Source organism: Alcaligenes ammonioxydans (genome assembly GCF_019343455.1).
Classification (GTDB): Bacteria; Pseudomonadota; Gammaproteobacteria; order Burkholderiales; family Burkholderiaceae_B; genus Alcaligenes; species Alcaligenes ammonioxydans.
On sequence record NZ_CP049362.1, the window covers coordinates 464,170 to 486,204 of the forward strand.

Below are 22,035 nucleotides of genomic sequence, written 5' to 3' on the forward strand. Positions count from 1 at the left end.
TCGTAATCTCGCAGTAAGGTCAACTACAACTTGGCAGCCTTTCGGACAACTCCGAGTTTAGTTTGATCTCGGTGAACTCTTGGCGGCGGTTGGCTCAGCAACTGGGCATCCAGGCCCCGGTTGCTAGCGTTGTAAGCCCACACAACAAACTGCTCCAGCAGTCTTTCGTTCTCGACCTTAAGCCGGGCATTTTCGGCCTCAATACGCTCAAGACGTTCTAAAAGCGCCTGTGCTTCTGTAGCTCCCAAGCCAAGGGAGCTTTTTGACCGAGCATTTGGAAGCCCTGCAACGCGGCTCTTCGTTAATTGGAAGGCCTGCTTTATGCGAACCCGCTGATTTAGGGCTTGTCTTGTGTATCGGGCGTTAAGTCGTTGCTCGACAATCTCAATGAGTAATTCCCAAGTAAGCTTCCCCTCCCAGCCGTCGAGAATGCTAACTATGGCTTCTATATCCTGGTCTTCCAAGTTACGTGCTCGAACTTTCGGCCTATTTCTAGCCATCATTTTTCTCCATCGCGAGCATCAGGTTGCGCATGGTTTCAGTCGATATAATCGCACTAGGAGAGGGCTCCGGCCGGTGCGTTAAAGCGGCCCGAGCTACTTTGGCTTGCTCGATTCTTGACGGGACAGGAAGGTTTGACAGTTGGATGACCGCACCATGAGGAATACTGGGGTCATCAAGAAGGGCACACAATTGAGCCAGCCTTTTTACCGTCAGCTCGTGATGGTCTACCCACCGACTAGCTCCAAAGTAACCGTCAGCATGAGCCTGCTTGGCTGCCTCTAGATTCTCTCTAGCAGTCACCAGCTCATCCCGAATCCTGGCTGACCGAACCTCATCGCCTTTTACGCAGACCTGCTCAGAACAATTGAGGCAGTCAGCATGTAGCTGGCAGGGAGCCATGGTGTAATCATGGATACACACACCGAATTCGGTAGTATGAGCAGTCGGAACTTTAAGGCGGGCGAATTCATCTCGGTGAATTACGATGCGCTTGGGAAGATTGGCCAACGGGCCAAACATCTGGCTGTCATCCCCTAATGCACCACGAATCTTTAATACTAGCTCATCAGCGGACACATGGTCATACGTCGCATTTTCGCGAATGTCCTTCCGTCCGGACCATTTGGCAACATCGAGCTGGCTCAACCCCCCCGCTTGTGCCAGTGTATTTAGATAGTGCCGGAACTGGTGTGTCGTAACCTTGATCGGGCTACCGTCAGGCTCTGTAAATCCGTAACGACTAAAGATGGTTTCATGGTGACTGCCTGTTTTCGGGCCCAGCCTGTTGTTCACCTGGTTGATGCTTACTGTCGCAACAACCCCAGGCCAAGTAGCCTTATCCGCCGCTAGGTCATTTCTACATACAGTGAAGAGTGCGTCGCTATACTTCAGACCGAGATCCTTGTTTAGCCAAGGAGCGTGCAATGGGAGCATGGATAGTACATTGCGCTCAATATCAACGAAGCGATAGCACCGTACCCCGCCAATAGTGGCTGTCTTTATGTTTTTGTTCCGGTACCACAAATTTATGATGCTCCGGTCCACGTCCTTTCCGAAGAGAACCCGTCCGACTTCAATGTTCTTAAGGTACTCTTGCCCTCTCAAGTATTCAAACTCGGTCGATAAATAAACTTGATTCGGATTTTCTTCGTACCATCGCGCTACATTACGAGCGTGATCTGTGCGTTTGCGTATCTTCGCAATCGCGTCTACCACCACATCGACCATGGACGGAACGATCCATTTCACCATTGGGTCAGCGCCCTTGGCAGGCCACCACCGAAGACCATAGGCCTCCGATCCATCCGATTGCTTTTGCCGTACCTCACAGTCAACGGACAAAAGGAGGACCTCATTAATTCGGTCAGGAGCAGCGCACAGGATTGCAGCAATAGATGACACCAGCACGTAGGGAGTTTCATCTGCAAGCCGGAAGACTTTCGGAAGCGCTTCTAACGCCGCTTCCGAAGGCAACTTTGCGGCGCGCTCCTCATCAAATTGCTTACCGACTCTGCCCCTATCCCGTTGTCGTTTTATAGGATTCTGCCAGTTATTGGATGGAATCATGACAAGGCGGTGCCTTTCTAAGAAAGACGCAATTCGCTCAATTTGGTTTCCAGTACCAAAAGCGCTACCCTGGAAACATTCGCCCGCCATCTGAACCGCCCCGGGTTTTGTAGAGGCTCCAACATCTGAGAAAATGGAGCTATGAAGAAGCAAAACAAATTTTCCCCTGAGGTGCGCGAGCGTGCCGTACGTATGGTTCTGGAGCACCGGGGCGAGTATCCATCGCTGTGGGTGACCATCGAATCGATTGCGCCTAAGATTGGCTGTGTGGCGCAAACGCTGAACGAATGGGTGCGCAAGCATGAGATCGATTCCGGCGTGCGCGACGGGGTGCCTAGCGCCGAGCGCGAGCGTGTCAAAGAACTGGAGCGCGAGGTCAAGGAGTTGCGCCGAGCCAATGAAATCTTGAAACTGGCGAGGGTGGGTTCAAGGGGTCATTGCAACACCTTCCTATTAATATGGAATGATGGAGGGTTCACCAATGGCACAAATGGGACGGCCGGGGCTTACACCGGAAGGCAAGGCTGAGGTTTGGCGACGGTGGCGGGCAGGAGAATCGTTTCTTGGCATCGGTAAGGCTTTAGGCAAAGCGGCAGGGTCGATCTATGGCGTGATTCGGCTATGCGGAGGGTATACCCCGGTAGCCCGGAAGCGGTCGCCGCGGGCATTGACTTTGAGAGAACGCGAAGAGATCTCCCGTGGTGTCTGCGCGGGACTTTCGATTCGAGCCATTGCCCGACAATTAAATCGCGCGCCTTCGACGATTTCTCGTGAGATTGAGCGTAACGGCGGAACAGGCCGGTATCGAGCGCTCGACGCCGATGAGAGAGCCTTACAATCCGCTCTACGCCCCAAGCGCTGTTTACTGGAACAGAACCGGCGATTGCGTTACGAGGTCGAGCGCAAACTTTACCGGGACTGGTCTCCGCAGCAGGTGAGTGGCTGGCTTAAAATCCGATATTCTGATGACAAGGCGATGCGCGTGTCTCACGAGACGATCTATCGCAGCTTGTTTGTGCAAGCCCGTGGCGTCCTGAAGAAGGAGCTGCAATACCATTTGCGGACTCAGCGGAAGATGCGTCATTCGCGTTTTTCCAGCACAAAGGGCGCTCGCAGTAAGATTTCTGACGCGGTCTCGATTCACGAGCGACCACCTGAGGCGGCTGATCGAGCAATACCGGGCCATTGGGAGGGAGATCTGGTCAGCGGCGCCAATAATACCCATATTGCCACCTTGGTCGAACGGCGTTCGCGATTTACGATTCTCGTCAAGGTGAAGGGAAAAGATACGGTGAGCGTTGTGGCGGGCCTGAAGCGCGAAGTGAAACGGCTTCCGCAGCACCTGCGCAAGTCGCTTACCTGGGATCGGGGCATGGAATTGGCAAACCACAAGGACTTCACCATTGCCACGGACGTAAAGGTCTACTTTTGCGATCCGCGAAGTCCTTGGCAACGGGGTACCAACGAAAACACGAACCGACTTGTCCGTCAGTACTTGCCGCACGGCACGCAGCTCGATCAATACTCGCAAGCCGAACTGAACAGAATCGCAGCATTGCTCAATGAGAGGCCTAGAAAGACCTTGGGCTTCAGGTCCCCGGCCGATAAACTAAGAGAGGCTGTTGCAACCACCAATTGAACCTACCAGCGCTTTTTTTGCCCAGGCGGAGCTCGACCGCCGATTGAAGTAATCCGACGGTTTATTGACGAGCATCGGGAAACTTACGGGGTCGAGCCACTTTGCAAGGTCTTGCAGATTGCCCCGTCAGGCTACCGACGTTATGCCGCACAAAAAAGGAATCCGCAGCTACTGTGTGCACGCGCCAAGCGAGATGCGGTTCTGATGCCTGAGATTCAGCGGGTTTGGGAGAGGAACATGAGGGTCTACGGGGCCGATAAGGTCTGGCGTCAGTTGCACCGTGAAGAGCACGCCGTGGCACGCTGCACGGTGGCGCGGTTGATGCAACGTATGGGCATCCAGGGAGCCAGGCGCGGCAAGTCGGTTCGCACCACCGTAGCCGACACGTCGGCACCATGCCCACTGGACCACGTGAATCGGCAGTTCAAAGCCGACCGTCCTAATCAGCTGTGGGTATCGGACTTCACGTACGTATCGACCTGGCAAGGCTGGTTGTACGTGGCCTTCGTGATTGACGTGTTTGCCCGCCGTATCGTGGGCTGGCGTGTCAGCAGTTCCATGCATACCGACTTCGTGCTCGATGCGTTGGAGCAGGCGTTGTACGACCGTCAACCGGCGCAGACCGATGGTCTGGTGCATCACAGTGACCGGGGTTCCCAATACGTCTCTATCCGGTACACAGAGCGACTCGCTGAGGTCGGTATCGAGCCCTCGGTGGGTAGTCGTGGAGACAGCTACGACAACGCCTTGGCAGAGACTATTAACGGCTTATACAAGGCCGAAGTGATCCACCGTCGAGGCCCTTGGAAAACCAAGGCATCGGTCGAACTGGCTACTCTGGAATGGGTGTCATGGTTCAATCATCACCGACTGCTGGAGCCAATCGGGTATATTCCACCGGCAGAAGCCGAAGAAAATTATTATCGGCAACTGACTAAAAAGGTCGCCCTCAAGGTCTAACTTAAACCAACCAGCCTCCACGGAACCCGGGGCGGTTCATGTACCGACTGCGAGGGTTGCTCCCTAAGCCAGTCAAAACAGTCTGCGTGGTACAGCGTTGCAAGTCCATGCCGAAAAATCGGAATGTCGGACACGTCGGCCGTAGGCTGGCTCACTTGACCAGTCAGCCGGTAGGTCCCTCTACCCACGCGCTCGAAAACCCCAGGCACATTGAGATTAAGGTAGGAGCGCACCGAGGATGCTGAGACATTACCAATCCGAGACTCGACGGCTTCCTGAATGTCGTGAATTGATGCGCTCGTCGTTGTGGACAGAAACTCCACGATCGAATCTCGTACACTCCCAGGGGCATTACGCAACATACCTTCCTCCATAGCGCTTAAGCATAGCAATTTGACGTCCAGACGTCAAATTGCCAGGGTCTGATCTATAGATGCGTTGCAGCTCACAAACACAGGCCTATAATACTGTATATTTATACAGTATTATAGGCCTGTAAGCAACCTGCGGCATCCCTAAGCTCTCCCGTCAAGTAATCAACGGTCGATAGCGCCTCAAAATCGACAAATACTGAGGATTAAGCGTCAAAAGGGCTCACATCAGACACTCAAAGCGATCCCCCCAAGTCTCGGTTGAACGCGAATTCGTACGGCATTTCTGCAATATATCGAGGATCATTGGGTGCTTTTCGCCATTCTCACGTAGCCTCAGTGCCGCTACATCAATGGTCATACCTGCCCCCGCAATCGACGCAAAGCTACTGAAAAATACTCCGATTTATCGCGTTGTTTGACCTCGGTTAACCGGGGGCAGATCTCGATTTAACTGCGCCTCGCTTATCCCAGCCTGATATGCGTTATATGCCCAGCGTGCGAACTGTTCCAAAAGCTGCTGGTTTTCCTCTTCCAATCTCCGGTTCTGTGCAGTTAATTTTTCTATTTGCTCAAGCGCCACCCTGAGTTCGGGATGCAACAACTCATTTTCATATGCCTGAGGCAGGTGACGTTCTTTGCTTACTGCATATGCCAATTTAATCCTATGGTAGCGATTTAATGCCTGCCTAGTGTAGCGCCGAAATAGTTTCCGCTCGATTTCGTCAATTAAAAAGCTCCAAGTTAGGGGAGTGCCACTCCAACCATCAAGAATATCTACGATCCTGTCGATATCCGATTCCGAAAGGTTTTTAGCTCGCTTCTTTTCTGCCATATCAATCGCTCGTCAGACGTTTTCCCTATCAATTAGCTAGCGCGATTTAGGAGAAAAGGAGATCCGAGAAACAGACGTACCTTCCTTTTCAATTAGCACTTTCTTCTGCATCAGGGAAAGTGGCAATACTGCCCCCTGTCTGATTTTTGGGTTTTCCACCAAAGCGCATAGCATCGAAAGACGCTCAACTGTGGATTTTTGATGCTCTATCCAGCGATTGCTACCTGCATAGCCCTCGCTCTCCCCTTCTTGAGCTATCTTAAGAAGGGCACGAGACTCATCCAGCATTTTTCGTACACGCATGCCCTGACTCTCATCGCCCTTAATACAGACTAAATCTTCGCAATGAATGCAATCTCGATGCAGCGAACAGGGACTCATCGTGAAATCATGTACGCAAAAGCCGAGATCAGTCGTATGTGCGGTGGGAAACCTTAACTTCACAAAGTCTTCTCGTGAAACAGGCATGTTAGGGGAGATTTTAGCTAGCGACCCACTTATATTTTTCTCGTTTCCAGCCGCCTCACGTATCTGAGCCAACATATCTTGAGCCGACATGTGGTCATACACCTCGTTTTGTCGGATATCAATTCGGCCCGACCACTTTGCAATATCGAGCTGACTCATGCCGCCGCTTTGGGCTAATGTATTCAAATAATGCCTAAACTGATGACTGGTAACCTTTAGAGGGGAGCCATCCAGCGCAGCAAATCCCAGTCGAGTAAAAATTGACGGAAAGCCATGCCTAACTCTTGAGCCAAATCCTGAATTAATTTGATCTATCGTGACAGGTTCAATCATGCAACGATACGTCCCCCGCTGCATGTGCATTCCATTACGCTGAACAACGAATAGCGCGTCACTAAACCTCAAGGAATGCCCATGATCTACATAAGGAAATGAAGCCGGCAGATATCTCAATATCGCCCTCTCAACATCAGAAAACCGCGCTACATATCCTGTACCCATACTGATAAGGGACACTTTATTATTTTTGCACCATTGACGCGACGAACTCTCAGCACCGGACAACCCGATTATATCGGCCACTTCGAGCATGGATAAATCTTTGTTTCGTAAATATTCCATCTCGTCTGGCAAATATAAGCCGTGAGGATTCTCTTCGTACCATATCGCAATGGTTCGTGCTTCTGATGTAACACGGCGAATTTTCTCAATCGCCTCTTGCACTACGGAAGCCATAGAGGGAATTAGCCACTTAGTTATCTCCCCAGTTCCCTTGCTGCCACTCCACCTCAAGCCATACACAAGATCATCGTCACCCGTTCCCTTCTCCCACACCTCACAATCATGCGCTAAAGACAACACTTCATTAACGCGATCTGGAGCTGCACATAGGATTGCAGCCACGGACGAAAACAGCACATCTGGAGGGCTCAACGCCATCCGAAAAATTTTCGGTAATGCATCCAACGCCTCCTGCGACGGTATTTTCTGCAGCCTCTTGACTTCAAACTCTTTACCAATCCTAACAGCATCACCAGGCCGAGGAAGACTGTTCCTCCAGGAAAACCTGACTGAGGTTAGTGTATTTTCTGACAGGAAATCTGCGGCCATTTCCAGTTGACCGGCAATTCTGTATGCCGTGGTCATCTTGTATCTCTCGCTAATCATTTGACCTGCACGATTAAAATGTATCGGCTTAAGGTGCACAGGATTGCAACTGCTAGACTCGTTCAATGCAGAATGCAAAGCACGCAAAGCTGCCAAACGGAAGGCAATATTTTTTGTCGGCCTGACTCCGTGCATATAGCGGATATACGACTTAGAAAAAGACAGAAATGGCTCACTAAAAGGTTGAGGATCTGACTGTTCCATAGTTTCCAATGTCGAGAATATCAATCGATGCCTTTTCTTTCCGCGTCCCTTAATTTCCAGATACTCCGTCACGTCCCAAACCAAAGCATCAAAATCCAAATCCGTGCCAAACACCGTCAACAGGTCTCGACAGGAAGTTATAAATCCTCGCATATTCTGAGCGGCATCCAATTCAGGGCGAGGTTGAAAAACGATAATCTCAGCCATTTCTATCACCCTGCAACTGCTTACGACACAATAGGATCACCTCAGCCACCGCATAAATGGTTTGATCCTCAACTGCAGCTATACGCATATCTGCTGACTTGCCCAAACGCTCTCGTTCGGCCAACAAATAGTCTAAGACGGCTTCGTGAGGCCCCTCCCGCCAAGGTTGAAAGTCGCCGCAGGTGTAACAAGCCAGGGGAGCCAACGCCTTGCAGAATCCGTAGCTACCGCAGCTCCCCATGGGTTTGGCGTCGATAACCGGACTCGTAATTCTGCTGCTGGGGTCACCGCCACGCTCAGCGTCCTGTTCTCGATCCACAAGTTTCCCAGCAAACGCTTGTGCCAGAGGCGCGATATACAACGCTATTGCTTTGTCAATGCGCTTAACGATATCGGGCAGCGCTTCAATATACACACCAACATTCTGTGTATCTGTGTGATCCAACAGTGCGGCAATCGCTAACTCGCCATAGCCCTCCTGCGCAGCTCGCGTCCCTGTTGTGCGACGGAAACGGTACGTCGTTAGATTTATGAATTTTCCGGTACGTGGCGAAATCACCCGCAGACGATTTGCTATTTTCGTGAGGTGTGCACCTAGTTCCTGTGATGTCTGATGAAGCTCAAAACCAGGCAAATAATTATGCCGTGCATGCAATGGATCGGGAAAGAGAGGACACTCTTCTACATCACTGATAAAAATAGAATATTTTTTCCTCACCTCCTCAGCATGAGCCCACACATACCCTCCCAACTCGGGATTGAGCAGCTTATTTGTGAACTGCGACCTCGCCAATTGCAATCTCTGTTTTGCACGAGGCATTCTCAGCAGGTAGCTTATTAGTCCATGCTCGGTCTCAATACGACAAACATCGCAAACCTTGAGAGAGGCATACTGGACAGGCCTTTGCCCTAACCCCATTACCAGCAGAAGCAGGGCATAGTCGGATAGCTGTAGGGTTTTATCTTCGTATGTCTTCTTCATGGCAGAGGACACCATCTGAAACTCTATGTCATTCAAAGGGCCATGGATAGGATCAGAATTAAGGATAGATTTCCCCTTCTGCATTCCTGGATTCCTTAAATCGGACAGCAGTTTAGCGGCAACCTCCGTCACACCAGGAAGGTTCAAGCCCACCCATTTCCTAAGCAATGTCGACAGCACCCCAAACTGCCATTTCTTGCTTACAGGCAAGCTTGCTCGATAGCTAATCAATGCATTCTCATCAATCGACTCCAGTATCGAGCTTGTATTTTCTCTAACAAATATACAAAATTTACGAAACCCACCTAAATGCGACATTGCTGATGATGAGGCTCGGTCTTGCATATACCAAAGCAACGTTTTCTTTAAGCTCGTCTTTAGTAAATCAGATATTGGAAGATCGTCGAAGTTCAGACGAACATCATTCACGGCATCCCTGAATTTCCACACTCCCTCTCGCGGATTAAACGCAACACCGGAACGCGAATACGCAATCTCGGGAAGAAGGCCAGAATCCACATTGTTAACGTGAGATATGGCTGTACTATGCATCACGGCCTCCACCGATTACACGAGCCTGCATCGACAGGGATATTTTTTCTGCTACCTTTCTCGTATGCCGTCTCGTATACGTAGCGGCTGTTCCAGAGGTTTCAGACCATCCCATGAGGTAGGATCGATATTTTCTCTCTTTGTCCTCGGGCACTTCATTTTTATCCATTTGCCGTGAAAAATTGTCATTCCATGTGTGACGAAGAAGATGAGCAAATAGCAGTACAGGCAGATCATTTCCGCTGCTTCTAAGCACCTTGAAAATTTTGTCGAACGCGGGGATGGAAATTGGCTTTCCGGTATCCACTGTGACAAATAAGAAATCATGCCTTCGAGCGCCCTCCAATCTGCGCCTAAAGTTCATGATATATTCCTGCGTTTTTTTCAATAAATCTTGATCAACGCTCAGCACCCGAGCCTTTGTTTTTACATTTGGCTGATTTTTCCTGGGGTCCTGTTTGTCATCGGCCCTCCTGTGAATCGTGACCTGCCCCTTTCGAAAATCTATATCACCAATGCGAATTCCCAGCAACTCTCCTCTGCGCACCCCCAGGCGATACAACCACTCGATGATTAGTTGATTGCGTACTTTTGCACCCCAGTTGCGCCAAGGATTTCCCGGAAACCAAGGATCAATAACTTCCAATAATCGCCTCTGTGCCTCAAGGCTAAGCCCTTCTCGCTCTAGGACCTTCCCACGCAGATCAATTCTGGGACTCCGTGCTCTCAGCGCATTTAAGGTACGCTGAAAGGATGTTTCTAGCATCTGACGTAAATTTGGATTAGCCCTAATTCGGTCTATCCTGTCGAGCATCAGCCACTCAAAATAGTTACAGATTGCCTGTATGCGCGTAGCCGCCAAATGTGGAACAACGCTTTTCTGCCGACGCATATCGGGGCTTTTTCTAAACCGTTCCAAATTGCCTATTCGAAACCCCGGAGACAAAGAATCTGCAGCAGCGTTGTTTTGATAGGCCTCGCGCATTTGCAGCCTGCAATTTTGAATCAGCTCATCCACCTCATGCATGTGAAGCGTCTCGCCTTCAGAAATTCTGTAATCAAGATCAATCCCGTGCTGATCAAGGAATACATAGAAGAGCGCCAGAGCCCGCAGATGCGCCTCAAGCGTTTTGGTTGCTCTATTCTTTGCGCGCAGCTCCGTCAGGCTATACAGCGTGGTAGCCCACAAGGGCATGCCATCACGTGTCAGCAGGGGGAAGCGCTCCCCATCTGCTTTAACCACCATTACGACACGATAAGACCTTGCTTGCATATGTTTAAGAGGTTGTCCTTTCGATAAGACAGAACACTAAACATATGTTGTTTACACTGCAAATACAGTACGCCTTACTAAGACTTGAGAGATGTGGGCAATTTACCTGCCAAAAAGAAAAAACCCAGTAGCTTCAACGAGCTACTGGGTTTTGTTGACACTCAAGAGAGTGGTAAGCCTTAGAACGGAATATCATCATCGTCATCGCCAGCGGCGGTGTCAGTATCTTCGTCTTGATCCAACGGAGTCTCATTGGCTTCAGCAGCACCGGTTTGTTGCCAATCAGCCACGATACTCTGCCAATCCACACTGCGCTCAATTTTTTGGCCATGCTTATCTTCCTCCAGCCCCTCACCAGACCAAACAGCCCAGAAGTCGGGATCATCCGATTTAGGCCGTTGCTCCTTGGGCAAGCTATTCATCTGCACCAGCACGGGAAGTTCAGATGCCCATCCCAAAAGAATGGCGTTGCGAGAGGGTAACGATGGCAAGTCGCGCAGCAGGCCACGCAAGTTGTCGGGCACAAGTTTGTGAACCAGCTCCTGATCACGGTCGTTACTGATACGGTGAAGCAGATAGCTGTTGCACTGCGAAAGCACCGTCGGAGACAGCTCACTGGGACGCTGCGACGAAAGCACAAGACCTAGCCCAAATTTGCGTCCTTCACGGGCGATCTTCTCGAAAACCTGGCAGCATATGGCTGCGGAGTTCTGATTTTCAGCGTCATCCGAGTAGCGACGGATAAAGGTATGCGCCTCTTCCATGACCAGTACAGTGGGTAACGTCTTACCGGCATTGAGCTTGCGATAACGTTGCAACGATTCGAGTGTCATGCGGGCAATGACCGCAGTGATGATATGGACAACTTCGGCTGGAACCAGCGAAAGGTCAATGACTGTCACCGAGCCGTTCGAAGCTTCACTGCCTCCTACATAGTCGGTCAACCATTCATAAAGCTTCAGGTCATTAGTGCCACTAATGATGTTCCGCATACGACTGTCTGAAAGGATTGTTCTAATCCGCATCAACATCGTCTCTACATACTCGGAGACACCCATCAATTCGGCATTGGCTTCGACACTGCGTAACAGTTGATCACCGGTAAACGGACGCGGTACATCTGCATCAATAGGTAGAGCATCGGCTTTTCCCCCACCGAACGCTGAATGAGCCTGACTCAGTTCCTGCAACAGGGTATCAACCTCCTGCCTGCTGAACACCGAGGGCCAATCCCCTTGGTGGGCATCGAGGAGCTGAGCAACATGCTGGACAAGCTGTGCCAGTGCAGCGCTTTCAGGCTGGGTAAAAGAAGCATCCGCAAGAAGCCCTTCACTCCATCGCTGTAGGCGATCACGGAACCCCTTGGCTGGCCCCGCTCCTCTCCAAGGATTTCCTGCATTCCGCTCGACTTGAACAGCACCTACCAGTGTTCGTAAATAACGTCGTGTATCACTGCTTAGTGTAGAGGCGGCATCAATCGAACCATCCCTCACTGATCGAAGCGCCTGCACCAAAGTCGGCCTTTGTGTCTTGGCACTTGCTTGCGTGAAAGCACTCCACTCAGCACTATTCCAAAACCAGAGTGGAATCTGAAGTTTCTCAACGTCTTCAGAGTCTTCAGGTGGATCGACCGCAAATACCCGTACCCTTCCCATGCCTTTGAAGGTATTCGCGTATTCGCCATTGGGGTCGAGCACGATGAATCGGGCATTTGGATCAGCGTTATTACGTGCTTTCCTGGCCGCATCCATCGACCAACGAATCAGCCCCGCAACAGAGCACGACTTACCGCTACCCGTGTTGCCCAGGACAGCCAAATGGCGACCGAAGAGACGATCAGGGTCGATCTTCACCTCTGCATTGGCAGCCAGAGGGCTGACACCAATCTTGACGCGGCGATTCTCCCCCGACTCGACAATTGCACGCAGCTGATCTTGTGTGGGCAGGAGTACCGGGTCACCCACCGAGGGATAAGCTTGTACACCGCGCTTGAACTCGTAACGATCCTTTTGATCGTCTCCGCCTGTGTAAGACAAGATACCCAGCGGATTCAGGCTCATCTTACGCAGTGGGTACGGCAGGTCCACCAAGCCAAAGTCCTGCATTCCCTTACGCTTGGGGTACTGGGAACGCTCGACCGTGATCCATTCCACTTGCGCAACCAGGTAACCTTGCTCACCAGGCGCAAGTACATAGCCATTGATGCGTGGGAACGGGCGCGGTGTGCCGGTATTGAGGGAAACACTGCCCGGCGCTTCTATGTCCAACAAGACTTTGATTTCATCGGGCGAGACGAAATCTATCGTACCTATGCGCAGAGCGTCAGCATGCGCCAGTGGAGACAGGCTCATAGCTGGTCGCTCCCGTCTTCGTCGGCTTGGTCTTTGGCCTTGGGAGTGCTTTTCTGGGTGGCGAATCGTTGCTTGAGCAGTTCGCTCATGCGGAATGTAGCCTTGTCAATCGCAGCCTTGGGCAGGTAGTTCTCCGTAAGGGTCGCCAAGTCAGCCAGGGCGGGGCCAATCAGCATACTAATTTGTGATGGCCTGCCGATCTGTTTATAGGTTTCCATGATGCGTTTAAGCGGATCATCGAACGAAATCACAACCAAATGCGTGGATGGAATAGTGAGCATGTCGCGGATCACCCGATTGATATGCTCATCACCAAAGCTATAACCGTAGGTAACGAGCGTACTGTTTGGGCGGCATACCGCCGAAGCCAAGTCACGGAACAATTCCACATAGGGGTAGTCGGCGGTTTCCCTGTCCTTGGCGGCGTTGGGATAGATCATCAACTTGTGGGCCGTTACTTCACCCAGGCCGGGAGCCTTCAAATACGGATCAACCGTCTCAGCCCCAAAAGATAGGCCGATGCGACGAATATCCTTGCCGGTCTGCACCCAGTCCACAGAACCATGCAGCTTGGTGAAGCGAGCCACGCCTTCCAGATACCGAGGTTCGCCACGGATACCAGGCGGGTTGTAATGCATGTCCAGATCAAGCCGTGAGGATCGAAAGATGGGCATTAGGTTGCCGAGAAAGCGATCCAGCAGATGCACGCCAGCCAGTTCTGCTCCAGCCTCGATCAGCCGGTCATAGTTAGTCGTAAAGATACTCAGACGGTCGCGTGTTCCAATCCGGCTAGCGAAGCTCATCAGGAACGTGACCAAAGTATTGAAGGCTTGTTCACGTTGAGTGTCTGGGGCAGTTGCAATCCCGGCTTCGCTTTTCAGAATGGACTCGGCGAACGTCTGCATTCCCGCTTCGAGTTCCCCGCGTAAAGTGGCTGCCTCGTCATCTTGAAGAATCTCCAGACCACGTAACAGCTCATTTGCCACCCGCAATTGATCCTCAACGTTCCCCGTCTTCCTCCCAGCCTGGTTTGCTGACACTTCGGCCGCTGCGTTGATCTTGTCTTGGCAAGTGGTGAGTGGGAGCCTTTCCATGCCGGCTGCTTTTTTCCCGGCAGCCAAATAATGCACCGCATGGGTAAGACCTGAGCCAGCCAACAGAGACAGGTGCTCAGACTGAAAGAGTGATGTCAGCCACGGCTCGATGTGTTCCCTCAGCTCCTTCTCGCTGAACCCTTCCGAACTAATCCAAGATGCTTCACTGCCTTCCCGGAGTTTAAATTTCTTACTCTCAGATTCAGCAAAGTACAGCGGCTTATCGTCATTTCTGACCTTGACGATGTTGGGGTACAGCTCTTCTGAGCTTGTCTGTTCGCTAGTGTTCGGCATGCCTTCAGGCTCCTCATCTTTCATCGGACCAATGCTGCATGGTCGTTCTTCAACTGCCGCAATTGAGCATTAATCTCCACCTTGCGGTTGAATTGCTTTTCCCTAGCCAGCCGGGCCGTAACTCTGTCCACTTCACGCTGTTTGGCCCGCACCTGCTCGATGCGTGCGACCAGCTCTGCCAGCGTTTCCTGTGGCCTCGCTTGCAACGGGATCAGCCGATGCAGCAATTGTTCGTACAGGCCACCCATATGCAGAGCGATTGGCATCTCGGCACGCTCACAACCAGCAGGGAACCACTCCGTCGCAAAGTAGTCCGACAGTACCCAGCGACTGGCGTCAGCCTCGTTCGGGCGTTTGTAGGCAGCAATCACCTGCGTTTTTCCCTCGAAGGCCAGTTCAAACACGATGGGGAAAGGTATGGCTCCGTCGATGCTGCGTAATACATCCCGCTGCAGTTCGGGTGTCTTGAGTTGGAGACTGAAAACCTGAATCTCTGGCACGCCGGGCCGCTCGGGCAGGTGGAGCGTTTCCGGGGCCAGTTTGAAGGCCCAGACGATCTGTTCCACCTGCTGGACGAACAGCTCTTTCAGCCGGGTATTGACCCCGCCGTGCTCGTAGATCTTGCTCTTGGGCAGAACGCGCCCAACGGCTGCCTGTTTCGGGTAGGCAATCAACGCGGGCTGTTGTGTGGTGACTTCCTGACTCACTCAGCCTCCTGAATCACGATAAAGCTAATGAGCTCGAAATCATCCAGGCCACTGATAGTGTCGGTCAGCGCCGTGGTCTTGCCACCGGTGAACAGGCTGTCCAGATCCTTTTCTTCCTTCACTTCGATCATTGATCGAATGGATTGGCCCAGAAGGTCGGAGTAAGTCTGCATCTGGCGACCGTCGAGCGTTTCCTGGTTGAAGTGCTGGCAGGCTTCGACAATGGGTGTGTCCTGCCCCTTGCAGCAGCTGCGCACCAGGTCAAGCAGACGCTTGACCTCAGTGTGGTCGTGAATGACCTCGCCTGCGCGGCTAATATAGATAAGGTAGTACGGATGCAGGCGGTTATGCTGATTGAGACTCACGCCCGAATTGCGGTTACGCAGCGTAAAGATCGCCCCTGGTTCCAGCCCCATCTCGGGCCTAGCAGGAACCACAGCGTGCATGCCATTGGGTACGTTGTTCAGTTCGCCGTGGGCCTTAACGTAGTTGAGCAAGTCCATGCGGAAGTCGTTCAGCCCCAGGTCGGTGATAGAGACGCCGGTTTTCAAGTCTTCCAGCTCGATGACCTCTTCCTGCAGGCGGCGCAGTTGCTCCTTACGGTACGACACGTCGTTAGCCTGCGCAGACAATACGTTGTCGTCGCCCGTGGCGGTAACGTCGGCGATCATCATCCGGCTCTCAACACGCTCTTTGAGGTTGATGTACTCATCGAGCGAGATGTCGGGCCAATAGTTGACCAGTTGGATGCTACTGTTGAGCGAACCGATACGATCCACCCGGCCAAAGCGCTGGATGATGCGCACCGGGTTCCAGTGGATGTCGTAGTTGATGAGGTAATCGCAATCCTGCAGGTTCTGGCCTTCAGAGATGCAATCGGTGCCGATCAGCAGGTCAATTTCATGGGGCTCATCCGGCAGCACCACGGCCTTCTCTTTTGAGCGCGGCGAGAACAGGGTCAACAGCTCCTGGAAATCATAGCTGCGCTTCTGAGTGCCGCTTTTTATGGTGGACTGCGGCGCGCCCTTGCCGGTGACCTTGGCGGTATGGATGGTGTGCGTGGCCAACAGCTCGGGTGCAAGATTGGCGTACAGGTAATCGGCGGTGTCGGCAAAGGCGGTGAAGATCAGGACCTTCTTGTTACCAGGATTGATCGGGTTTTCGATCTTGCCAAGCAAATGTGCCTTGAGGTGCTGCAACTTAGCATCGTCCTGCGGAGTGATCTTGTCCATCGAGGTCAGCAAGGCGTCGATAAGCTGCAAGTCCACCTTGAGTTCATGTTCCCAGGACGGCAAATCCATGTCGGCGAGACTGATCTTGATCTTGCTGCCGATCTCGCTACCCTCGTCTCCAGCCATTGGCAGATCGTCGTCCTCGGCATCCAGCCCCTCCAGGACTTCGGTGAGGTCGCCCACAGTGGCTGCGCCACCAGACTGATTAAACGCCGCGATTTTGGCGAGGGTAGCTTCGTTGTTGGTGCGCAGCGATTGCAGTGTGAGCCGGAACGATTGCACCGAGCTTTCGAGGCGCTTGAGGAGGTTGACCGTCATCAAGGCCTGCAGGCTCTTTTCGCGATCGGCTTGGCGCAGCGTACCTTTACCGCCGACCTTGGTGTCGTAGATGTCCTCGTACTTCTTCAATCGACTGGGCAGGATGTAGCTGATAGGTGCATACACCGCCAATTTGAGCTGGGAGAGTTGCTCGAAGATTTCGTTGAAACCCAGCACATCTGACCGCTCGGTTAAAGGGGAGTGGAAAGACAGCGGCTTGCGGCGTTCAGGAAATTGACCGATGTCCTTGGTGTCGTAGAAGGTCTGAATGTGCTTGCGCGAGCGGGCGATGGTCACGCTATCGAGCAGTTCGAAGAAATCGAAGTCCAGCGAATCCAGAATCGCACGTGCAGTGCGTTCCTCTGGGGGCAGCTTTGACCAGACGTTGAAGGCTGCCTGGGCATTGCGAAAGACCTCTTCCACCGACTTTCTGGTGCGCAGCTTTTTACTGAGGTTTTCCGAGTCGCCTTCGTATGCCAGGGCCAACTGGTTACGCAGGTCAGTGAAGCGGTTATTGACCGGCGTGGCCGAGAGCATCAGCACCTTGGTCTTGACCCCTTCCTGGATCACCTTGCGCATCAGCTTCTGGTAGCGTGTTTCCTTGTCTTTATAGGCATCGTTGTTGCGAAAGTTGTGCGACTCGTCGATGACGACCAGGTCGTAGTTGCCCCAATTGACGCGGTTCAGTGGCGTGCCAAAGGATTCGCCACTGGTACGGGACAGATCTGTATGGCACAGCACATCGTAGTTAAACCGGTCGCGGGCGAAGATGTTGGTCTTGAGATTGCGGTTGTAGTTGAGCCAGTTGTCGGCCAATTTTTTGGGACACAGCACCAGCACCGAGCGGTTGCGCAGCTCGTAGTACTTGACGACCGCGAGCGCGGTGAAGGTTTTACCCAGGCCAACGCTATCCGCGAGAATGCAGCCGCTGTAGGTTTCCAGCTTATTGATAATGCCGGTGGCCGCGTCCTTCTGGTAATTGAAGAGCTTGTTCCAGATCAACGTGTCCTGGTAGCCTGTACGATCGTTGGGCAACACGTCTTCGTCGATGTCATCGAGGAACTCGTTGAAGATGTTGTAGAGCATCAGGAAGTAGATGCTCTCGGGTGAGTTTTCCTGGTAAACCGAGGCGATGTGCTCACACAGCTGCGCAGTCACGTCTTCCAGCTTCTCGGGATCGTTCCAAATTTGGTCGAACAGACTCAGATAGGTGTTAGCAAACGGGGCATCATCCATCTTATTGACAAGATTGGACACTGCATCGCCTTGCTGATAGCCCAAATCGACAGCAGTGAAACCGTGCAACGGCATATAGGCGGTACTAGCGTCACCCGCCTGCACGCACGCGAACTGCTGCATGGGTGCTTTGGTGCAATTACTTTTGAACGTCGCCTTGCGCCGTACCCAGTCCGCACACTCCTTGGCCACCGCCCGCTGGGTAAGCTTGTTGCGCAGCTGGATTTCAAACTCGCTGCCGTAGAGGCTGCGCTCCCGGTCGAGCCTGGGGATGTGGAACTCTTTGCGCTCCTTGCGAATCTTGTCGGCGACTTGGTTGGCCACGAAAGTGGGAGAGGTAAAGATGAAGTGCAGCTCGTCGATCTTTTCCAACTCTGCTTTCAACGCCTCGAAAGCGTACATTGAAAAGCACGAGGCGGCGATCTTCAGGCGCGCTCCAGGTTTAATGGTTTGCTTGAGATCGTCGCCAAGCAGGCGGTTGATGTTGTCGATCAGCTCCATCAGTTGCCCATCCCCGAACTCTTGTTGGTCAGATTAGCGGCGATCCATTCATCTAGATCACTGCGACGGAAGCGCCACGTACCGCCCAACTTAAATGCCGGAAGCCTTCCTTCGGCCGCAAGGCGGTAGACGGTGCGCTTGCCAGCCTTCAAATAGGCAGCCACCTCGTCCAGAGTCAGAATTTCACCTTCCGCTTCAGCCATCGTCTCGCCTTTGTCGATGATAGGGATATATTGCCAAATGTTGCCAATTTTCCCACACAATATCGGTATAGGCCAAGGCCAACGGTTGAGGCCAAACGGAAATGGCCTGATCATGGAAACGACACCCCAAGGCAAAGGCTCCACGATCTGGCAGGAGCGAGAACTCGCAGTAGGTCAGTGGGCGCTGTTAGCTCTGCCGCCGGCTGCAGCATTCGATGCCATGCCGCTGGAACTGCCGCGGCATGGCAACCTGATTTAAATGGGGGGCGCAAATCCGCGCGGACGCCGAGGAACCACGCACGACAAAATGTCGCTGTATAACGACTGGCCATTGCGAGGCTAGAGTCAGGGCTAGAGTCAGGGCTAGAGTCACGGCTAGAGTAGCCATGATCATTACGGGATTTCCTGCATGAGGCACAAAAAGCAGATTTGATTTCTATCGTGTCAGATATTTGTCAGCAATTTCTAACAAGAAGACACTGATAAGCACTGCCCAAAACACCACATCGTGGCCTAGATGTTCAAAGAACGTTATTTTGATCTGTAGTAGTTCCGACTTGATCTGCATCGCACGACTTGGCAGATCTACTTCACAAACTGGCACTGTACCGCCGCGCCCTATTTCGGTACAGTACAGGTACACTCCCCAGTTCTACTTGTTTTCGCTAAACTACGCTAACCAACTGATTAACAATTACTTTTACCTATCTCAACCTACGCTCAGCTTCACCCCATTTCCCTAGACAGACACCTTCGAACGCCAACTCAAAATCCCCCGCCTAAACAAACACCCATCCCCTCCCACCCTCCCGGCAGTTAGTTTCCCTGACCCTTGAATTAGCCTCCCCTCAGCGATCTCCCCCTTCCAGGCCGGCTCTGTGAAAAAGTAATAATCTTTAAAAAAAGAGCAGTGGGTTGGGCTGATACGGTTTCGGTTATTTCTTATGCTGGCCTTCTCATCTCAATGAACCAGGAACTCGTACACTAGTGGTCTTTAGCGTCACAGGGTTTACTGCTTAAGACTGGCAATTCTCGTGTGTCTCTTTAGCCCGTCCTCTTATTTGGACACAGCGCATGGCCGGTCGTGACAGGAGAATAAAGCTGCAATGAACCGTTGGATTCCGCCGCGACAGGCGTCATTGGAGTCTGGGAATGGCTCCGCTCTGGAGGTGTTCTGGGCCTTCCTGAAATTAGGCCTGACTTCGTTCGGCGGCCCTATTGCCCATCTTGGGTATTTCCGTGCGGAGTTCGTCGAGCGCCGGCGCTGGCTGGACGATCGCAGCTACTCTGATCTGGTGGCCTTGTGTCAGTTTCTGCCGGGTCCGGCCAGCAGTCAGGTGGGGATGGCGATTGGCTTGGGGCGGGCTGGCTGGATGGGTTTGCTGGCTGCCTGGACGGGGTTTACCTTGCCGTCCGCGATTGCCTTGATTCTGTTCGCCTTGGGTTTGGCCGGGCAGCAGGGGATCGCGCAGTCCCCGTGGGTTCATGGGCTCAAAATTGTAGCGGTGGCCATTGTGGCTCAGGCGGTGCTGGGTATGGCCCGTTCCTTATGTCCTGATCGGGGCAGGGCGGGGTTGGCGATTCTGGCCGCTTTGCTCAGTCTCTTGCTGCCTTCTGCGTTCGGGCAGGTGCTGGCGATTGCGGTCACGGGCTTGTTGGCCTGGTGGAGGCTGGATTCTGTGCAGGCCGGTGCTATGCAGGCCCATTCGTATCCAGTGTCACGTACGGTCGGGACGGCGGCGTTGGTGCTCTTTGCGGGTCTGTTGATGGTTTTACCGGTGTGGGCAGCAGTCAGTGCTTCGTCCACGGCGCAACTACTGGAAGGGGTGTACCGTTCCGGGGCTTTGGTGTTTGGTGGTGGACACGTGGTGTTGCCTTTGCTGCAGGCTGCGGTCGTACCCAGTGGGCTCGTCAGTAATGCCGATTTGATGGTGGGGTATGGCGCTGCCCAAGCAGTTCCAGGGCCATTGTTTACCTTTGCGGCTTATATCGGCGCGATGGCTCAAGGCCCCTTGCACGGGTGGCTGGGCGGGCTGGTCTTGTTGGGGGTTATTTTTGTTCCGGCCTTGCTGATTCTGATCGGGGTCTTGCCTTTTTGGCAGGGTTTGCGACACAGGGCGGGGATTCGCACGGCGATGGCCGGGGTGAATGCGGGTGTAGTGGGCATTTTGGGCGTGGCTCTGTATGACCCGGTGTGGACCAGTGCCATTCATACTCGGGCGGATTTTGGGCTGGCTTTGCTCTTGTTTGGTTTGCTGACAGTAGGGCGTGTGCCGCCCGCCCTGGTCGTGCTTCTGGCGGGGCTGGGGGCATCGTTGCTGGCCGTGTTCTGATAGAGCTTAACTGGGGTCGCGGCAAGCTTGCTTCACACCCGCCTCGGGCGGGCCGAACGGGTTAAAAGTCGCCCTGCGGTCAGTCTTGTTCTGAGGGCAGGGACAACAATTTCGCGGTTTGGGAACGCTTTGTGCTGGGTATCCATCGCTTGTCGCCGTTGCGACAGGGTAAACCGACTGGAGGATCTCATGGACAGCACTCACTCACGCGCAAGCAAACATTTAATGGACTGGCTGCGGGACGCGCATGCGATGGAAGAACAAGCTGAAACAATGTTGAACAGCATGCTCTCGCGTGTCGAGCATTATCCCGAACTGCATCAGCGCATTCAGCAGCATATTGAAGAAACCCGGACTCAGCAGAGCTTGGTGCGTCAGTGCATTGAGCGGCGCGGTGGTGACACATCCCTGCTCAAGGATCTGGGCGGCAAGGTCATGGCAACCTTTCAGGGGTTTTCGGGGATGTTTGCGTCTGACGAGGTGGTCAAGGGCAGCATGTTCAGTTTTGCCTTTGAGAGTCTTGAAATTGCCGCCTACAGCCAGATCAAGGAAGCGGCTGACTATTTGGGGGACGTCGAGACGGCCGCCGTTTGCCAACAGATTCTGGAGCAGGAACGTGCCATGGCCCATTGGCTGGAAGTGCATTCCCCTGAGTTGGTACGGGTCTTTCTGGCTCGGGCCGATGAGGGCCACTCCCAGGCAAAGCGTTGACACACGACAAAGGAGGCGAGCGGCGTCCGGTTTGCTGGTCTGGCTGGGCGGGGGTGATGCAAATTTGTCATAGATACGCTGCTTGCCTGAATTTGCCTGCAAAACCTGATTATTGGAGGCTTATATGAATATATCACGCCAAGATCGCCGGGCATTGCCAACGCAACCCGAGGCCCCAGAACCCAGCCGTGAATCTCAAGCGGATATTGCGAGGCGGGTGCAGGAAGATTTGAAAGAAGTAAATAAGCAGAGTCAGGACAGGACGCCAAGCAAAACGGGTGATCAGAAGGCGACGCAGTTTGACGGCTCTCCCAAGCCAAAGCCTGA

15 protein-coding genes, 2 pseudogenes and 1 other annotated feature are annotated in these 22,035 nt (G+C 52.9%); of the genes and pseudogenes, 6 read left to right on the forward strand and 11 right to left on the reverse strand.

All coding sequences use genetic code 11. The annotated features are described in order from the left end of the window. Positions 1-23: 23 nt before the first annotated feature. Together FE795_RS02100 and FE795_RS02105 are read right to left on the reverse strand one after the other, a co-directional pair. On the reverse strand, positions 24-503 hold the full coding sequence (locus tag FE795_RS02100) for a hypothetical protein (RefSeq protein ID WP_228129189.1): 480 nt from the start codon (positions 501-503) through the stop codon (positions 24-26). Continuing rightward, positions 493-2,070 carry an integrase gene (locus tag FE795_RS02105; protein ID WP_228129190.1) on the reverse strand — a complete coding sequence of 526 codons (1,578 nt, stop codon included), beginning with the start codon at positions 2,068-2,070 and terminating at the stop codon, positions 493-495. Before FE795_RS02105 ends, FE795_RS02100 begins: the two co-directional genes overlap by 11 nt. A 141-nt stretch (positions 2,071-2,211) precedes the next feature. On the opposite strand from FE795_RS02105, the pseudogene FE795_RS02110 reads away from it, so the two are divergent. The 3 genes and pseudogenes from FE795_RS02110 to FE795_RS17435 all read left to right on the forward strand — a co-directional run. Next, a pseudogene (locus FE795_RS02110) lies at positions 2,212-2,487 on the forward strand (transposase); the annotation flags it as partial. A 64-nt stretch (positions 2,488-2,551) separates the two neighbouring features. After that, entirely contained in the window at positions 2,552-3,709 is a 1,158-nt protein-coding gene (locus FE795_RS17430) for an IS30 family transposase (protein WP_219235562.1), read from the forward strand. A 9-nt stretch (positions 3,710-3,718) separates the two neighbouring features. Beyond that, positions 3,719-3,835 (forward strand) — a sequence feature (AL1L pseudoknot). Beyond that, positions 3,722-4,669 (forward strand): annotated as a pseudogene (locus FE795_RS17435) (IS3 family transposase); the annotation flags it as partial. It overlaps the preceding feature by 114 nt. Positions 4,670-5,446: 777 nt before the next feature. On the opposite strand, the gene FE795_RS02125 reads toward FE795_RS17435, so the two are convergent. The 9 genes from FE795_RS02125 to mads1 form a co-directional block, all read right to left on the reverse strand. Continuing rightward, entirely contained in the window at positions 5,447-5,875 is a 429-nt protein-coding gene (locus FE795_RS02125) for a hypothetical protein (protein ID WP_041682769.1), read from the reverse strand. Positions 5,876-5,911: 36 nt separating this feature from the next. Beyond that, positions 5,912-7,921, reverse strand: coding sequence for an integrase (locus FE795_RS02130; protein WP_013743910.1), 2,010 nt, complete (start codon positions 7,919-7,921; stop codon positions 5,912-5,914). Beyond that, complete coding sequence (locus FE795_RS02135; RefSeq protein ID WP_013743911.1) at positions 7,914-9,455, reverse strand: site-specific integrase; 1,542 nt, start codon at positions 9,453-9,455, stop codon at positions 7,914-7,916. The genes FE795_RS02130 and FE795_RS02135 overlap by 8 nt, the downstream gene beginning before the upstream one ends. Continuing rightward, positions 9,448-10,728, reverse strand: a complete 1,281-nt coding sequence (locus tag FE795_RS02140) for a tyrosine-type recombinase/integrase (protein ID WP_013743912.1) — start codon at positions 10,726-10,728, stop codon at positions 9,448-9,450. Before FE795_RS02140 ends, FE795_RS02135 begins: the two co-directional genes overlap by 8 nt. Positions 10,729-10,907: 179 nt before the next feature. Further along, complete coding sequence (locus FE795_RS02145) at positions 10,908-13,079, reverse strand: ATP-binding protein (protein WP_219235564.1); 2,172 nt, start codon at positions 13,077-13,079, stop codon at positions 10,908-10,910. Next, positions 13,076-14,491, reverse strand: coding sequence for an SIR2 family protein (locus tag FE795_RS02150; protein ID WP_230406240.1), 1,416 nt, complete (start codon positions 14,489-14,491; stop codon positions 13,076-13,078). Before FE795_RS02150 ends, FE795_RS02145 begins: the two co-directional genes overlap by 4 nt. Continuing rightward, positions 14,488-15,174, reverse strand: coding sequence for a DUF4391 domain-containing protein (locus tag FE795_RS02155; RefSeq protein WP_219235565.1), 687 nt, complete (start codon positions 15,172-15,174; stop codon positions 14,488-14,490). The genes FE795_RS02150 and FE795_RS02155 overlap by 4 nt, the downstream gene beginning before the upstream one ends. After that, entirely contained in the window at positions 15,171-18,461 is a 3,291-nt protein-coding gene (locus tag FE795_RS02160) for a helicase-related protein (protein ID WP_219235567.1), read from the reverse strand. The genes FE795_RS02155 and FE795_RS02160 overlap by 4 nt, the downstream gene beginning before the upstream one ends. Beyond that, positions 18,461-18,664 (reverse strand): methylation-associated defense system helix-turn-helix domain-containing protein MAD1, encoded by a 204-nt coding sequence (gene mads1 / locus FE795_RS02165; protein ID WP_219235568.1) that lies wholly within the window; start codon positions 18,662-18,664, stop codon positions 18,461-18,463. Before mads1 ends, FE795_RS02160 begins: the two co-directional genes overlap by 1 nt. Positions 18,665-18,776: 112 nt before the next feature. Between mads1 and FE795_RS02170 the strand changes: the two genes are divergently transcribed. The 3 genes from FE795_RS02170 to FE795_RS02180 all read left to right on the forward strand — a co-directional run bounded on the left by FE795_RS02170 (position 18,777) and on the right by FE795_RS02180 (position 21,708). Then, positions 18,777-18,923: a hypothetical protein gene (locus FE795_RS02170; protein ID WP_219235571.1), complete on the forward strand. Its 147-nt coding sequence runs from the start codon at positions 18,777-18,779 to the stop codon at positions 18,921-18,923. An 847-nt stretch (positions 18,924-19,770) separates the two neighbouring features. After that, positions 19,771-20,997 (forward strand): chromate efflux transporter, encoded by a 1,227-nt coding sequence (gene chrA / locus FE795_RS02175; protein WP_219235573.1) that lies wholly within the window; start codon positions 19,771-19,773, stop codon positions 20,995-20,997. A 189-nt stretch (positions 20,998-21,186) separates the two neighbouring features. Further along, on the forward strand, positions 21,187-21,708 hold the full coding sequence (locus tag FE795_RS02180) for a ferritin-like domain-containing protein (RefSeq protein WP_219235575.1): 522 nt from the start codon (positions 21,187-21,189) through the stop codon (positions 21,706-21,708). Positions 21,709-22,035: the final 327 nt, after the last annotated feature.